The sequence below is a fragment of the Enterobacter kobei genome, from assembly GCF_001729765.1.
Lineage (GTDB): Bacteria > Pseudomonadota > Gammaproteobacteria > Enterobacterales > Enterobacteriaceae > Enterobacter > Enterobacter kobei.
Genome location: NZ_CP017181.1, coordinates 877,508 through 892,842 on the forward strand (window position 1 = coordinate 877,508; position 15,335 = coordinate 892,842).

A 15,335-nucleotide genomic window follows, 5' to 3' on the forward strand; every position below is an offset into this window, starting at 1 on the left:
GATGGGCTTAAAACACCTCTTTGAAAAAATAGAGCCGCATTTTACCGAGGGTAAACTGAAGAAGTACTACCCGCTGTACGAAGCGACGACGACCATTTTCTACACGCCGGGTCTGGTGACGAAAGGGGCGGCGCACGTTCGCGATGCCATCGACCTGAAACGCATGATGATCCTGGTGTGGTTTGCGGTCTTCCCGGCCATGTTCTGGGGTATGTACAACGTGGGTCTGCAAACCATTCCGGCGCTGCATCATCTCTATGATGCGCAGCAGCTGGCGCAGGTCATTCAGTCTGACTGGCACTACCGCCTGGCACAGTCGTTAGGCGTGAGCTTCGCGGCGGACGCGGGCTGGCTCAGCATGATGACGCTGGGGGCGGTATTCTTCCTGCCGATTTATATGACTGTCTTTATCGTGGGCGGTTTCTGGGAAGTGCTGTTCGCCATCATCCGCAAACACGAGATTAACGAGGGCTTCTTTGTTACCTCTATCCTGTTTGCGCTGATTGTGCCACCTACGCTGCCACTCTGGCAGGCGGCGTTGGGGATAAGCTTTGGCGTCGTGATTGCCAAAGAGATCTTCGGCGGGACCGGGCGTAACTTCCTGAACCCGGCGCTGGCGGGGCGTGCGTTCCTGTTCTTTGCCTACCCGGCGCAGATCTCAGGTGACCTGGTGTGGACGGCTGCGGACGGTTTCTCTGGTGCGACCCCCCTTTCCCAGTGGGCGGCAGGCGGCGGTGAAACGCTGGTCAATAATGCGACCGGCCAGCCGGTGACCTGGTTTGATGCGTTTATTGGCAACATCCCGGGCTCCATCGGGGAAGTGTCTACCCTGATGATTTTGCTCGGTGGGGCGATCATTCTCTTTGGTCGCGTGGCCTCCTGGCGCATCGTCGCAGGCGTGATGCTCGGGATGGTGCTTACTGCCACCCTGTTCAATCTCATTGGTTCAAACACGAACCCGATGTTCTCTATGCCGTGGTACTGGCACCTTGTGCTGGGCGGTTTTGCGTTTGGCATGATGTTCATGGCCACCGATCCCGTCTCAGCCTCGTTTACCGACAGAGGTAAATGGTGTTACGGCGCGCTCATTGGGGTGATGTGTGTATTGATTCGCGTGGTCAACCCGGCCTATCCGGAAGGGATGATGTTGGCCATTCTGTTTGCCAATCTGTTTGCGCCGCTGTTCGACTATCTGGTCGTGCGCGCCAACATTAAGCGGAGGAAGGCGCGTGGCTGAAGTCAAAAATAACGACAGCATCAGCAAAACATTGCTGGTGGTTCTGGTGCTTTGCCTGGTCTGTTCCATTGTCGTCGCCGGTTCTGCCGTCGGGTTAAAACCGCTGCAGCAGGAGCAACGGGCGCTGGATAAACAGCGTAACATCCTGGCCGTGGCCGGGCTGATGCAGGAAGGCATGACGAAGGACGACGTCTCAGCCGTGTTTGCTGAACGCATTACCGCACGGCTGGTGAATTTAAAAACCGGTGAACTGATGGATAAAGACCCGGCGAAATATAACCAGGCGCTGGCGCTGAAAGATCCGCAGATGAGCACTTCGCTTGATGCCTCTCAGGATCCGGCAGGGATTAAGCGCCGCAGCAATATTGCGGAGATTTATCTCGTTCGTGACGAGCAAAAACGCGTGCAGGAAGTGGTTTTACCCATCTATGGTAACGGCTTGTGGTCAATGATGTACGCCTTTGTGGCGCTGGACACCGATGGCCGCACGGTCAAAGGCATTACTTATTATGATCAGGGCGAAACGCCGGGGCTGGGTGGCGAAGTTGAGAACCCTAACTGGCGTGCGCAGTTTGTCGGTAAAAAAGTACTCGACGATAACGGTCAGCCTGCGCTTAAGGTGGTGAAAGGGGGCGCGCGTCCCGGTGATGACTTCGCCGTTGACGGCCTTTCCGGGGCCACGCTCACCTCTAACGGTGTGCAGCACAGTTTTGATTTCTGGATGGGTGAACTGGGCTTTGGTCCCTTCCTGAAAAACGTACGTGAAGGAGCGCTAAACAATGGCTGATACGGGTGAACTGAAAGAAGTTAAAAAGGTACTGATTGGCCCACTTTTAGCCAATAACCCGATAACGCTACAGGTGCTGGGCGTTTGCTCTGCCCTGGCGGTGACGACCAAACTGGAAACGGCGGTAGTGATGACGCTGGCAGTTACGCTGGTGACAGCGTTCTCCAGCATGTTTATCTCAATGATCCGCCACCACATACCCAACAGCGTAAGGATCATCGTCCAGATGGCGATCATCGCTTCGCTGGTGATCGTCGTCGATCAGCTGCTGCGCGCGTTTGCTTATGAAACCTCGAAGCAGCTTTCGGTGTTTGTCGGCCTGATTATCACCAACTGTATCGTGATGGGACGCGCTGAAGCCTACGCCATGAAAATGCCGCCGCTGGCGAGCTTTATGGATGGGATCGGCAACGGTCTGGGCTACGGCGTGATCCTGCTGACGGTCGGTTTCCTGCGCGAGCTTATTGGCAGCGGCAAGCTGTTTGGCATCACGGTGCTGGACACGGTACAGAACGGCGGCTGGTATCTGCCAAACGGACTGTTCCTGCTGGCCCCAAGCGCATTTTTCATTATCGGTTTGCTGATCTGGCTGATTCGTACGTTGAAGCCCGAACAGCAGGAAAAGGAGTAACCGACAATGGCTCATTACCTGAGTTTATTTGTGCGCGCGGTGTTTGTTGAAAACATGGCGCTCGCCTTCTTCCTGGGCATGTGTACGTTCCTTGCCGTTTCCAAAAAGGTCTCGACGGCATTTGGTCTGGGCGTGGCGGTCACCGTGGTGTTGGGGCTTTCCGTTCCGATTAACAACCTGGTGTTCAACTTTGTGCTGCGGGACAGTGCGCTGGTGGAGGGGATTGATCTCAGCTTCCTGAACTTCATCACCTTTATCGGGGTAATTGCGGCGCTGGTGCAAATCCTGGAGATGATCCTCGATAAGTATTTCCCGTCGCTGTACAACGCGCTGGGGATCTTCCTGCCGCTCATCGCCGTAAACTGTGCCATCTTTGGTGGCGTCTCATTCATGGTTCAGCGTGATTACAACTTCAGTGAATCCGTGGTGTATGGCTTTGGATCCGGTATCGGCTGGATGCTGGCGATTGTTACCATGGCGGGGATCCGCGAAAAAATGAAATATGCCAACGTCCCTGCCGGGCTGCGTGGCTTAGGGATCACCTTTATCACCACCGGCCTGATGGCGTTGGGCTTTATGTCCTTCTCCGGTGTGCAGCTATAAGGGCTAAAAGATGGAAATTATTCTTGGCGTGGTGATGTTCACGCTGATAGTACTGGTGCTCTCAGGGCTGATTCTGGCGGCGCGCGCGAAGCTGGTCAATTCCGGTGATGTGGTCATTGATATCAATGACGATCCCCAGAATCAGATCCGTACCCCGGCAGGGGATAAACTGCTTAATACGCTCTCCGGCAACGGGATCTTTGTCTCGTCAGCCTGCGGTGGCGGCGGCTCATGCGGGCAGTGCCGTGTGACGGTGAAAGAGGGGGGCGGTGATATTCTGCCCACAGAACTGTCGCATATTACGAAACGTGAAGCGAAAGAGGGTTGTCGTCTGGCATGCCAGGTCGCGGTGCGTCAGAATATGAAGATTGAGCTGCCGGAAGAGATCTTCGGCGTGAAAAAATGGGAGTGCGAGGTTATCTCTAACGATAACAAAGCCACCTTCATTAAAGAGCTTAAGCTGCGTGTGCCTGAAGGGGAGAGCGTCCCGTTCCGTGCGGGTGGCTATATCCAGATTGATTGTCCGGCACACACCGTGGCGTATGCCGACTTCGAGGTGCCTGAAGAGTACCGTGCCGACTGGGATAAATTTAATCTCTTCCGCTTTGTTTCCGAGGTCAAAGAGCCCGCGCTTCGCGCCTATTCCATGGCTAACTACCCGGAAGAGAAGGGCATCATTATGCTCAACGTGCGTATCGCCACTCCGCCGCCAAACGTGCCACATGCCCCGCCGGGCGTGATGTCGTCGTACATCTGGTCCCTCAAGCCTGGCGACAAAGTCACCATCTCCGGTCCGTTCGGGGAGTTCTTTGCCAAAGATACCGACGCAGAAATGGTCTTTATCGGCGGGGGCGCGGGTATGGCGCCAATGCGCTCACACATCTTTGACCAGCTCAAGCGTCTTGGGAGCACGCGTAAGATCAGCTTCTGGTATGGGGCGCGTTCCCTGCGCGAAATGTTCTATGACGATGAGTTCGAACAGCTGGCGCGTGAGAACCCTAACTTTACCTTCCACGTGGCGCTTTCCGACCCGCAGCCGGAAGATAACTGGACAGGCTATACGGGCTTCATCCACAACGTGCTGTATGAAAATTACCTCAAACAGCACCCGGCACCAGAAGACTGCGAGTTCTACATGTGTGGTCCGCCAATGATGAACGCCGCTGTGATAAAGATGCTGAAAGATCTCGGCGTGGAAGATGAGAACATCCTCCTTGATGATTTTGGAGGCTGATCATGTTGACCTTTCTGGCGACCTTTGCGGTGTTTGTGCTGGTGGTATTCGGCATGTCATTAGGCTGGATCATCAAGCGTAAAAGCATTCAGGGCAGCTGCGGCGGGATCTCTTCTCTCGGAATGGAAAAGGTCTGCGACTGCCCGGAACCGTGCGATGCGCGGAAAAAAAGAATGGCCCTCGAACAGCAGCGCATTATTTAGTCTTGTTAGTCGGGTAAGGCGAAGCCGCCACCCGACAATTCCCACGTACACTTCTCAACCCTCATTTGTTTACTGTATACTTATCCAGTGATGAGTGAGGGCTTACTATGCGCAAAATAATCCATGTCGATATGGACTGCTTTTTTGCCGCAGTGGAGATGCGTGACAACCCGGCGCTGCGGGATATCCCCATCGCCATTGGCGGCAGCCGCGTACAGCGTGGGGTGATCAGCACCGCCAACTACCCTGCGCGCAAATTTGGCGTGCGCAGCGCCATGCCGACGGCGATGGCGTTAAAACTCTGCCCGCACCTCACCCTTTTGCCTGGGCGCTTTGAAGCCTATAAAGAAGCGTCGAACCATATACGGGAAATCTTCTCACGCTATACCTCACTGATTGAGCCGCTATCCCTGGACGAAGCCTATCTTGACGTCACCGACAGCCTTCACTGTCACGGCTCCGCCACCCTGATGGCGCAGGAGATCCGCCAGACTATTTCCAGCGAGCTGAATCTCACCGCATCGGCAGGGGTCGCGCCGGTAAAATTTCTCGCTAAAATCGCCTCCGATTTAAATAAACCCAACGGTCAGTACGTCATTACCCCCGAAGAGGTGCCTGCGTTTTTGAAAACGCTTCCGCTTGGCAAAATCCCCGGCGTAGGCAAAGTCTCCGCCGCGAAGCTGGAAAGTATGGGATTACGCACCTGCGAAGATGTGCAGCGAAGCGATCTGGCTATGCTACTCAAGCGTTTCGGAAAGTTTGGTCGCGTGCTGTGGGAACGCAGTCAGGGCATTGATGAACGCAGCGTAAGCAGCGAGCGGTTGCGTAAATCGGTTGGTGTTGAACGCACGCTGATGGAAGATATTCACGACTGGTCCGAATGTGAATTCATCATCACTGAACAGCTTTATCCTGAGCTGGAAAGGCGCTTAGCGAAGGTTAAGCCCGATCTGCTCATCGCCCGGCAGGGCGTGAAGCTCAAGTTTAACGACTTCCAGCAGACTACGCAGGAGCACGTCTGGCCGCGTCTGAACAGAGACGATCTTATCGCGACGGCAAAAAAAGCATGGGAAGAACGGCGGGCAGGGCGCGGAGTACGGCTGGTGGGGCTGCACGTCACACTGTTGGATCCGCAGTTAGAGCGTCAGTTGGTTTTGGGATTGTAGATTACGCCAATCGTAGGCCCGGTAAGCGTAGGGTATGAACCGGAAACATGGGTAACACTTTAGACCGGATACATGGGTAACAGTTATAACTGGCATAGAAGAGGAGACTCGCTATGCCCTGGACTGAGACCCGACCTATGCAACGCCTTGATTTTATCCGTGCCTGCCATGCAGGTACGGACTCCTTCTCCGCGCTTTGCCGTCTTTTTGGCATCAGCCGTAAAACCGGCTATAAATGGCTTCAGCGTTTTGACCCTTCTGACCTGTCATCTCTCTCGGACCGGTCGCGTGCGCCACGCTCCCACTCCCGGACGGTTCCTGATGATATCGCCGGACACCTGACTGCCCTGCGTCAAAAACACCCTGACTGGGGGCCAAAAAAACTGCGGATGTGGTTGCTCAATCATCACGTCGATTTTACCGTACCTGCCGCCAGCACTATCGGCGATATCCTCAAGCGCGAAGGCCTGGTTCCGGATAAAAAACGAAAACGCAGAACACCAGGCAATCGCCAGCCCCTGACCATCATCAGTGAGAACAATCAGGTCTGGAGCGCTGATTTTAAAGGCAAGTTCAGGCTGCTCAGCAGAGAGTACTGCCATCCTTTCACCCTGACCGATAATCACAGCCGGTATCTGCTCAGCTGCCGGGGAACACACCGTGAGAGTGAACCCTTTGTCAGAGAGTGCCTGACGGATGCGTTCCTGGAATATGGTCTGCCGGAAGTGCTTAGAACCGATAACGGCCAGCCCTTCGCGGGAACAGGAATAGCCGGATTAAGTCGTCTTGCCGTCTGGCTAATCAAGCTGGGCATCAGGCCGGAGCGTATCAGAAAGGGGCATCCGGAAGAAAATGGCCGCCATGAGCGAATGCACCGCTCCCTGAAAAGTGCGGTGAAACAGGGCAACACCTTCATGACGATGGAAGAACAACAGCGGTGGTTCAGTGACTACCGGAAAGAATTTAACTACGAAAGGCCGCATGAAGCACTGGCGGGAGCAACGCCCGGAACGGTATGGCAACCCTCAAACCGACACTGGGATGGCCGTGTTCCTGAATATGCTTATCCGGAAGGAGGTACAGTCTACAGGGTGAAATCGAGGGGGACCCTCTATATGGGAAAAAAGGGTACGGTGTTCCTGAGTGAAGCACTGACTGGGGAGTACATCATGCTGGAAGAACAAGATGATGGCCTTGAGGCCATCATCTTTAATGGGATAACGCTTGCGTACTACGACCGAAAAACCCAGAGTGTGCTCCGGATAGACTAAAAGTGTTACCTATGTTCCCGGTCTGATCTGTCACCTATGTATCCGGTCATACAGCAGCGCCACCGGGCAACAGACGACGAATTACTTAGCAGGAATCGCCTTTAGCAACTCGGTCAGCAGGGTCCAGTAATGGCCCACGCTTTCGATATGAACTTGCTCATCCGGCGAGTGCGGCCCGGTAATGGTTGGCCCGATAGAGACCATGTCCATGTTCGGATACGGTTTCTTGAACAGACCACACTCCAGACCCGCGTGGATCACCTGAATGTTCGGCGTGCTGTTGAACAGACGCTGATAGGTTTCGCGCACCAGCGCCATCACCGGAGAACTGGCATCCGGCTGCCAGCCCGGGTAGCTGCCTTTAGCGGAGGTTTTGGCACCCGCCAGCGTCCCCAGAGATTCCAGCATGCTCACCACGTACTCTTTACCGCTGTCGATCAGGGAACGGATCAGGCAGATAATTTCTGCACTGTCGTCGCTCATGGTGACCACGCCCACGTTCAGTGAGGTTTCTACCACGCCTTTCGCCACGTCAGAGTTGCGGATCACGCCGTTTGGCGTCGCGTTCAGCAACTGAACAAAGGTGTCACGAGACTGCACGGTCAGCGCGGCTTTGTCGGTAGTAACAGATTCCAGCACCACGGTCAGGTTTTTCTCTTTCGCTGACAGTTCGTTTTTCAGGATATCCAGGTAGACGCTGGAGAGTTTTTTCAGCTCGTCCGCTTTTGCTGCAGGTACTGCAACGGTGGCGAAGGCTTCGCGTGGGATCGCGTTGCGCAGGGTACCGCCGTTGAAGTCTACCAGGCGCAGATCCAGCTCAGCCGCGTGGCCCGCCAGGAAGCGTGCCAGCAGTTTGTTGGCGTTGCCCAGGCCCAGGTGGATATCGCCGCCGGAGTGGCCGCCTTTTAGCCCTTTCAGCGTCAGCTTGAAGGTCTGGTAACCCGCAGGCACCGCTTCGCGTGACAGTGGTAGGGTAGAGATGAAATCAATCCCGCCCGCGCAGCCCATGTAGATCTCACCTTCTTCTTCGGAGTCAGTGTTGATCAGGATATCAGCCTGCAGCCAGTTCGCCTGCAGACCGAATGCGCCGTCCATGCCCGCTTCTTCGGTCATGGTCAGCAGCACTTCCAGCGGACCGTGCTCAACGCTGTCATCCGCCAGCACGGCCAGCGCAGAGGCCATGCCGATGCCGTTATCTGCACCCAGGGTGGTGCCGCGCGCTTTCACCCAGTCGCCGTCGATGTAGGGCTGGATCGGGTCTTTAGTGAAATCGTGAACGGTATCGTTGTTTTTCTGTGGCACCATGTCCAGGTGCGCCTGCAGGACAACCGGTTTGCGGTTTTCCATGCCTGCGGTGGCCGGTTTACGGATAAGAATGTTGCCAACCTGGTCGCGTTCAGCGTGCAGACCTTTTTCCTTCGCCCAACCCATAATATGTTCGGCAAGCTGTTCTTCATGATAGGAAGGGTGTGGAATGGAACAGATTTTGGCAAAAATATCCCACAGCGGCTGCGGAGATAATTGAGACAGTTCAGACACGATAAGTCTCCTTGTCGATGCTCTGCAAACAAGGTTGCAGGTCACAGGGTTAGCAGGTTAATAGTTACCACAAGACAGGCTTGCGAGATGCAACTGAGAATACCACTTTCTCTGCGGGCTGGTAGCATAAAGCATGTAAAAACTCAGGCAGAGGGCGCTAAACACTGGTTTTTAGTGCGTCAGATCTCTATAATCTCGCGCAACCTATTTCCCCCTCGAACACTTTTTAAGCCGTATAAAAACAGGCTGGGACACTTCACATGAGCGAAAAATACGTCGTCACCTGGGACATGTTGCAGATTCACGCCCGCAAACTGGCTGCGCGTCTGATGCCTTCCGAACAGTGGAAAGGCATTATTGCCGTCAGCCGTGGCGGTCTGGTACCGGGGGCGCTGCTGGCACGTGAGCTGGGTATTCGTCATGTCGATACCGTTTGCATCTCCAGCTATGACCACGACAACCAGCGTGAGCTGAAAGTGCTGAAACGCGCTGAAGGCGACGGTGAAGGCTTTATCGTCATCGACGATCTGGTGGACACCGGTGGTACCGCGGTGGCTATCCGCGAAATGTATCCAAAAGCGCATTTCGTCACTATCTTCGCGAAACCGGCGGGTCGCCCACTGGTTGACGATTACGTGATTGATATCCCTCAGGATACCTGGATTGAACAGCCATGGGATATGGGCGTGGTCTTTGTACCGCCTATTTCAGGTCGTTAATTTCCGCACGTAACTTTACACGCCCGGCTATGTCGGGCGTTGTTCTTTTTATCCTGCCACGCGTTACAATGGACGTTATATGACGTATCCATGGAGGCAACGCAATGACGCAGGCGAATCTCACCGAGACACTCTTCAAACCCCGTTTCAAACACCCTGAAACGTCGACGCTGGTCCGTCGGTTCAATCCGGGTATCCAGCCTGCCGTCCAGTCTGCCTTAGACGGCAAAAACGTCCCCCACTGGTATCGCATGATTAACCGCCTGATGTGGATCTGGCGCGGTATTGATCCGCGTGAAATCCTGGATGTGCAGGCGCGTATCGTCATGAGCGAGTCGGAGCGCACCGACAGCGAACTCTACGACACGGTGGTCGGCTATCGCGGCGGCAACTGGATCTATGAATGGTCTAAACAGGCGATGCTCTGGCAGCAAAAAGCCAGCCAGGAGGAAGATGCTACGCGGAGCGGCAAGCACTGGCTCCATGCGGCCAATCTCTACGCCATTGCCGCCTACCCGCATTTAAAAGGTGATGAGCTGGCTGAGCAGGCTCAGGCGCTGGCGAACCGAGCCTATGAAGAAGCGGCTCAGCGCCTTCCGGGCCAGATGCGCGAACTGGAGTTCACCATTCCCGGCGGTGCGCCCGTCACCGGCTTCCTTCATATGCCTGAAGGAGACGGCCCGTTCCCGACCGTCCTGATGTGCGGCGGGCTGGATTCGCTGCAAATCGACTATTACAGCCTGTATGAGCGTTACTTCGCACCAAAAGGGATCGCGATGTTGACGCTTGATATGCCTTCAATTGGTTTCTCATCCAAATGGAAGCTGACTCAGGATTCCAGTCTGCTGCACCAGCATGCGCTAAAAGCGCTGGAAAACATTCCTTGGGTTGACCACACCCGCGTGGCGGCATTCGGCTTCCGCTTTGGGGCGAACGTCGCAGTGCGTCTGGCTTACCTTGAATCATCGCGCCTGAAGGCCGTCGCGTGCCTGGGCCCGGTAGTCCACGCCCTGCTTAGCGATCCTGCCCGTCAGGGCAGCGTGCCGGAAATGTACCTTGACGTGCTGGCCAGCCGCCTTGGCATGCATGATGCATCAGATGAAGCGCTGCGCGTTGAGCTCAATCGTTACTCGTTAAAAACGCAAGGTTTGCTGGGACGCCGTTGCCCGACGCCGATGTTGTCCGGCTTCTGGAAAAACGATCCGTTCAGCCCGGAGGAAGAGTCACGCTTAATCACTTCGTCATCTGCGGATGGCAAATTGCTTGAGGTGCCGTTCAGCCCGGTATATCAGAATTTCGACAAAGCACTGAAAGAGATTACGCGCTGGATCGCTCAGAGATTGTGTTAATAGATTGCTAAATTTTGCTGGTTTGGTAAAACAGTGGCTTCACAAAAGGAGATCGCAATGACGTTACCGAGTGGACACCCGAAAAGTAGGCTGATTAAGAAATTTATGGCTCTCGGCCCGTATATTCGAGAAGAGCAGTGTGAAGAGAATCGCTTTTTTTTCGACTGCCTGGCTGTTTGCGTCAACGTGAAGCCTGCACCCGAAAAACGTGAATTCTGGGGCTGGTGGATGGAAATGGAAGCTGAGGAGAAACGTTTTACCTATAGCTACCAGTTTGGCCTGTTTAATAAAGACGGCAACTGGCAGGCCACCACCATCAACGATCAGGAAGTGATTGATCGCCTGGAATATACCCTCAAAGAGTTCCACGACAAAGCGAGCGCACTGCTGGCCTCTCTGGAGCTGAAGTTCGAACCCGCGGATAACTTTTCCAGCGAAGCGGTGAAGCTGACCGCGTAATGCTTTTCTCCCTCTCCCTGTGGGAGAGGGCCGGGGTGAGGGCATCAGACAGCATTCATTTCGGGCAAAAAAAATCCCGGCACATCTGCCGGGATTTTCTTATTCGGATTATCTTAGAACTGGTACGTCATACCCAGCGCAACAATATCATCGCTGCTTACGGCCAGTTTATTATCGTCGTCAATCTGGTTGATTTTATAATCAACAAATGCGGACATATTTTTGTTGAAGTAATAGGTAGCGCCGACATCGATATATTTCACCAGGTCTTCGTCACCAATCCCTTCGATATCCTTGCCTTTAGACTGGACATAGCCCAGAGACGGGCGCAGGCCGAAATCGAACTGATATTGTGCAACAACTTCAAAGTTCTGCGCTTTATTAGCAAAGCCGCCGGAAATTGGCGTCATATTGCGGGTTTCGGAATACATGGCTGCCAGATAAATATCGTTCGCGTCGTATTTCAGACCGGTAGCCCAGGCTTCCGCTTTCTGGCCCTGACCACGCGCCAGCAGGTTCTGTGCGTTGGTGCGGTCAGAGTTGGTGTACGCGCCGCTGACGGCGAAATCGCTGCCGCCGAAGTCATAGGTCAGAGAGGTACCGAAACCGTCACCGTTCTGTTTTTTGGCGTCACGGTTTTCGTTTTTGCCCTGGTACTGCAGCGTCATGTCCAGGCCATCAATCGCACCGAAGAAATCGGTGTTACGGTAGGTTGCAAGACCGCTGGCACGCTTGGTCATAAAATTGTCGGTCTGTGCGGAAGAGTCGCCGCCGAACTCAGGGAACATATCGGTCCACGCTTCGACGTCGTAAAGCGCACCCAGGTTACGACCATAATCCAGGGAACCAAAGTCTTTCAGTTTCAGACCCGCAAATGCCAGGCGTGTTTTCTGAGAAGAGTCGCTTTCGGCTTTGTTACCGGCAAATTCAGCTTCCCAACGGCCATAGCCCGTCAGCTGATCGTTAATCTGGGTTTCACCTTTAAAACCGAAGCGAACGTACGTCTGGTCACCATCTTTGGTGTCATCATCGCTGATATAGTGCATCGCTTTAACTTTGCCGTACACGTCCAGTTTATTACCGTTTTTATTATAAACTTCAGCTGCGTGAACGGATGCAGAAGCCACCACGCCCATAACCACTAATGCCAGAGTGCTCTTTTTCATTTTCGATCCTGTCTTATAAACGCGCTAAAAAAATTCGCTGGACGATAAGCTCATGCTTAAGTCCCGTGAAAAAACAGGAAGGGTTTTATCGTTCTGGAATGAAACTTTTATGACAAACTAAGAATAATTTTAAAAAACTGTGATTTATTATTTCGGTAATAAATCCGTCAAATTTTGCCGCTACGCTTCCTGATCCCGCGCAACAAAGTGCTTTGTGATGTACTAAGGCAGTTGGCAACCGGGCTGACTCCTGTTAAAACGTTCGTTCGACATTACTTTCCCTTATCGTTGAACGGCAGAGAATCATGAGTGACAGCCAGACGCTGGTGGTAAAACTCGGTACCAGTGTGTTAACAGGCGGATCGCGCCGCCTAAATCGCGCCCACATTGTTGAGCTTGTACGTCAGTGCGCTCAACTGCATGCCGCAGGGCATCGTATTGTGATTGTGACTTCCGGGGCGATTGCCGCCGGGCGTGAACATCTGGGTTATCCCGAACTCCCCGCGACGATCGCCTCTAAACAGCTGCTGGCCGCCGTGGGACAAAGCCGACTCATTCAACTCTGGGAACAGCTGTTCTCCATCTATGGTATTCACGTCGGGCAGATGCTGCTGACGCGCGCGGATATGGAAGACAGAGAGCGCTTCCTGAACGCGCGCGACACCCTGCGCGCGCTGCTGGACAACAACATTGTTCCCGTCATCAACGAAAACGATGCCGTTGCCACCGCTGAAATCAAAGTGGGGGATAACGATAATCTCTCTGCGCTGGCCGCCATTCTGGCCGGAGCTGATAAACTCCTGCTTCTGACCGATCAGCAAGGGCTGTTTACCGCCGATCCGCGCTCCAACCCGGAAGCCGAACTGATCACCGACGTTCATGGCATCGACGATGCGCTACGTGCCATCGCGGGTGACAGCGTTTCAGGCCTGGGAACCGGTGGCATGGGAACCAAGCTGCAGGCTGCTGACGTGGCGTGCCGTGCCGGTATCGACACCATTATTGCGGCGGGCAGCCGTCCGGGCGTGATTGGTGACGTGATGGAAGGCATCTCTGTCGGCACCCGCTTCCACGCGCAGGAATCCCCGCTGGAAAACCGCAAGCGCTGGATATTTGGCGCGCCTCCTGCCGGTGAGCTCACCGTTGATGAAGGCGCGACGGCGGCGATTCTGGAACGAGGGAGTTCATTGCTTCCTAAAGGAATTAAAAGCGTGACAGGCAACTTCTCCCGTGGTGAAGTGATCCGCATCCGTAACCTTGAAGGTCGCGACATCGCCCACGGCGTAAGCCGCTATAACAGCGACGCGCTGCGCCGCATTGCGGGCCACCATTCGCAGCAGATCGACGCCATTCTGGGCTATGAATATGGCCCGGTTGCCGTTCACCGCGATGACATGATTATTCGTTAAGGAGCCAGAACATGCTGGAACAAATGGGCGCAGCCGCGAAGGCCGCCTCTTACAAACTGGCGCTCCTTTCCAGCCGTGAGAAAAACCGCGTGCTGGAAAAAATCGCTGATTATCTGGAATCGCAATCCGCTGAGATCCTGCGAGCCAACGAACAAGATTTAGCTGAGGCGCGTGAAAACGGCCTGAGCGAAGCGATGCTCGACCGCCTGGCACTGACGCCAGCGCGCCTGAAAGGCATCGCTGATGATGTCCGTCAGGTTTGTAATCTGGCTGACCCGGTAGGGCAGGTGATTGACGGTGGGCTGCTTGACAGCGGTTTGCGTCTGGAGCGTCGCCGCGTGCCGCTCGGCGTCATCGGTGTGATTTATGAAGCCCGTCCAAACGTGACGGTTGACGTTGCCTCTCTGTGCCTGAAAACCGGTAACGCTGCCATTCTGCGCGGCGGAAAAGAGACCTGGCGCACCAACGCCGCGACGGTAAACGTAATTCAGCAGGCGCTGGAAGAGTGTGGCTTACCGGCGGGAGCCGTGCAGGCGATCGAGAGCCCAGACCGTGCGCTGGTCAACGAAATGCTGCGCATGGATAAATACATCGACATGCTGATCCCACGCGGTGGCGCAGGTCTGCACAAGCTGTGCCGTGAACAGTCCACTATTCCGGTCATTACAGGCGGTATCGGCGTATGCCATATCGTTGTCGATGACAGCGCAGAGATCGCCCCGGCTCTGAAGATTATCGTTAACGCCAAAACTCAGCGTCCAAGTACCTGTAACACTGTGGAAACGCTGCTGGTGCATCAGGGTATTGCAAATACCTTCCTCCCGGCGCTGAGCAAACAGATGGCGGAGAGCGGCGTAACGCTGCACGCGGATGCCAATGCGCTCACACTGCTCCAGGATGGCCCGGCTAAGGTAGTGCCTGTCAAAGCGGAGCAGTACGATGACGAGTTCCTGTCGCTGGATCTGAACGTGAAGATTGTTAGCGATCTCGATGACGCAATTGCCCACATCCGTGAGCATGGTACCCAGCATTCTGACGCGATCCTGACGCGTACGCTGCGCAATGCCGATCGCTTCGTGAACGAAGTAGACTCCTCTGCGGTGTATGTCAACGCCTCAACGCGCTTCACCGACGGTGGCCAGTTTGGACTTGGCGCAGAAGTGGCGGTCAGCACGCAGAAACTGCACGCGCGCGGTCCGATGGGCCTCGAAGCTCTGACCACGTACAAGTGGATCGGCTTCGGTGACGATACAATTCGTGCGTAAATAATCACGGGTGATGCAAAAATAGCCGTTTGATTCAAAAGGGCATTGACGCATCACCCGGTTAGATCTAACCTTTTGCACCGTGGTTACACTCGTAACCGGCCTCTCAGGGCCGATATAGCTCAGTTGGTAGAGCAGCGCATTCGTAATGCGAAGGTCGTAGGTTCGACTCCTATTATCGGCACCATTTTTTCATCCGCCACCCTCCCTAATTCTCCATTTTTCCTTATTTTTCGCTGTATTGGCTGTTTTGTTTGTCCAGCTTTATCCACCCTTTACCGTTGCAATCCAAATTTA

15 protein-coding genes and 1 tRNA gene are annotated in these 15,335 nt (G+C 54.5%); 14 read left to right on the forward strand and 2 right to left on the reverse strand.

Annotated features, from left to right (window positions below; all coding sequences use genetic code 11):
• Position 1: 1 nt before the first annotated feature.
• The 8 genes from BFV64_RS04145 (at position 2) to BFV64_RS04180 (ending at position 7,132) form a co-directional block, all read left to right on the forward strand.
• A complete protein-coding gene (locus tag BFV64_RS04145) occupies positions 2 to 1,237 on the forward strand; it encodes an NADH:ubiquinone reductase (Na(+)-transporting) subunit B (protein ID WP_014882674.1) in 1,236 nt (411 codons plus the stop codon).
• Entirely contained in the window at positions 1,230 to 2,024 is a 795-nt protein-coding gene (locus BFV64_RS04150; RefSeq protein WP_014882675.1) for a Na(+)-translocating NADH-quinone reductase subunit C, read from the forward strand. Before BFV64_RS04145 ends, BFV64_RS04150 begins: the two co-directional genes overlap by 8 nt.
• Positions 2,017 to 2,655: an NADH:ubiquinone reductase (Na(+)-transporting) subunit D gene (locus tag BFV64_RS04155; protein WP_014882676.1), complete on the forward strand. Its 639-nt coding sequence runs from the start codon at positions 2,017 to 2,019 to the stop codon at positions 2,653 to 2,655. The genes BFV64_RS04150 and BFV64_RS04155 overlap by 8 nt, the downstream gene beginning before the upstream one ends.
• Before the next feature lie 6 nt (positions 2,656 to 2,661).
• The gene (nqrE, locus tag BFV64_RS04160) at positions 2,662 to 3,258 is read left to right on the forward strand and encodes an NADH:ubiquinone reductase (Na(+)-transporting) subunit E (RefSeq protein WP_006810004.1); all 597 of its coding nucleotides are present in this window, start codon (positions 2,662 to 2,664) and stop codon (positions 3,256 to 3,258) included.
• A 10-nt stretch (positions 3,259 to 3,268) separates the two neighbouring features.
• The gene (nqrF, locus tag BFV64_RS04165; protein WP_047343779.1) at positions 3,269 to 4,492 is read left to right on the forward strand and encodes an NADH:ubiquinone reductase (Na(+)-transporting) subunit F; all 1,224 of its coding nucleotides are present in this window, start codon (positions 3,269 to 3,271) and stop codon (positions 4,490 to 4,492) included.
• Positions 4,493 to 4,494: 2 nt separating this feature from the next.
• Positions 4,495 to 4,695: a (Na+)-NQR maturation NqrM gene (gene nqrM, locus BFV64_RS04170; RefSeq protein ID WP_069601720.1), complete on the forward strand. Its 201-nt coding sequence runs from the start codon at positions 4,495 to 4,497 to the stop codon at positions 4,693 to 4,695.
• Positions 4,696 to 4,802: 107 nt separating this feature from the next.
• Complete coding sequence (gene dinB / locus BFV64_RS04175; protein WP_023332160.1) at positions 4,803 to 5,861, forward strand: DNA polymerase IV; 1,059 nt, start codon at positions 4,803 to 4,805, stop codon at positions 5,859 to 5,861.
• 113 nt (positions 5,862 to 5,974) lie between these two features.
• Positions 5,975 to 7,132 (forward strand): DDE-type integrase/transposase/recombinase, encoded by a 1,158-nt coding sequence (locus BFV64_RS04180; RefSeq protein WP_045282386.1) that lies wholly within the window; start codon positions 5,975 to 5,977, stop codon positions 7,130 to 7,132.
• Positions 7,133 to 7,213: 81 nt separating this feature from the next.
• Here BFV64_RS04180 and pepD read toward each other — a convergent pair whose 3' ends face one another.
• Positions 7,214 to 8,671 carry a cytosol nonspecific dipeptidase gene (gene pepD / locus BFV64_RS04185; RefSeq protein ID WP_014882680.1) on the reverse strand — a complete coding sequence of 486 codons (1,458 nt, stop codon included), beginning with the start codon at positions 8,669 to 8,671 and terminating at the stop codon, positions 7,214 to 7,216.
• Between the two features lie 260 nt (positions 8,672 to 8,931).
• On the opposite strand from pepD, the gene gpt reads away from it, so the two are divergent.
• The 3 genes from gpt (at position 8,932) to crl (ending at position 11,198) form a co-directional block, all read left to right on the forward strand.
• A complete protein-coding gene (gene gpt / locus BFV64_RS04190; RefSeq protein ID WP_003863205.1) occupies positions 8,932 to 9,390 on the forward strand; it encodes a xanthine phosphoribosyltransferase in 459 nt (152 codons plus the stop codon).
• A 104-nt stretch (positions 9,391 to 9,494) separates the two neighbouring features.
• Positions 9,495 to 10,739, forward strand: a complete 1,245-nt coding sequence (frsA, locus tag BFV64_RS04195) for an esterase FrsA (RefSeq protein WP_014882681.1) — start codon at positions 9,495 to 9,497, stop codon at positions 10,737 to 10,739.
• 57 nt (positions 10,740 to 10,796) lie between these two features.
• Complete coding sequence (gene crl, locus BFV64_RS04200) at positions 10,797 to 11,198, forward strand: sigma factor-binding protein Crl (RefSeq protein ID WP_014882682.1); 402 nt, start codon at positions 10,797 to 10,799, stop codon at positions 11,196 to 11,198.
• 113 nt (positions 11,199 to 11,311) lie between these two features.
• Here crl and phoE read toward each other — a convergent pair whose 3' ends face one another.
• On the reverse strand, positions 11,312 to 12,364 hold the full coding sequence (gene phoE / locus BFV64_RS04205) for a phosphoporin PhoE (protein WP_063667288.1): 1,053 nt from the start codon (positions 12,362 to 12,364) through the stop codon (positions 11,312 to 11,314).
• 305 nt (positions 12,365 to 12,669) lie between these two features.
• Here phoE and proB point away from each other — a divergent pair, with 305 nt between their 5' ends.
• The 3 genes from proB to BFV64_RS04220 all read left to right on the forward strand — a co-directional run bounded on the left by proB (position 12,670) and on the right by BFV64_RS04220 (position 15,225).
• Complete coding sequence (gene proB, locus BFV64_RS04210) at positions 12,670 to 13,773, forward strand: glutamate 5-kinase (RefSeq protein ID WP_014882684.1); 1,104 nt, start codon at positions 12,670 to 12,672, stop codon at positions 13,771 to 13,773.
• Positions 13,774 to 13,784: 11 nt separating this feature from the next.
• The gene (gene proA, locus BFV64_RS04215) at positions 13,785 to 15,038 is read left to right on the forward strand and encodes a glutamate-5-semialdehyde dehydrogenase (protein WP_045281951.1); all 1,254 of its coding nucleotides are present in this window, start codon (positions 13,785 to 13,787) and stop codon (positions 15,036 to 15,038) included.
• A gap of 111 nt (positions 15,039 to 15,149) precedes the next feature.
• Positions 15,150 to 15,225, forward strand: a tRNA-Thr gene (locus BFV64_RS04220).
• The last annotated feature ends 110 nt before the right edge of the window (positions 15,226 to 15,335 follow it).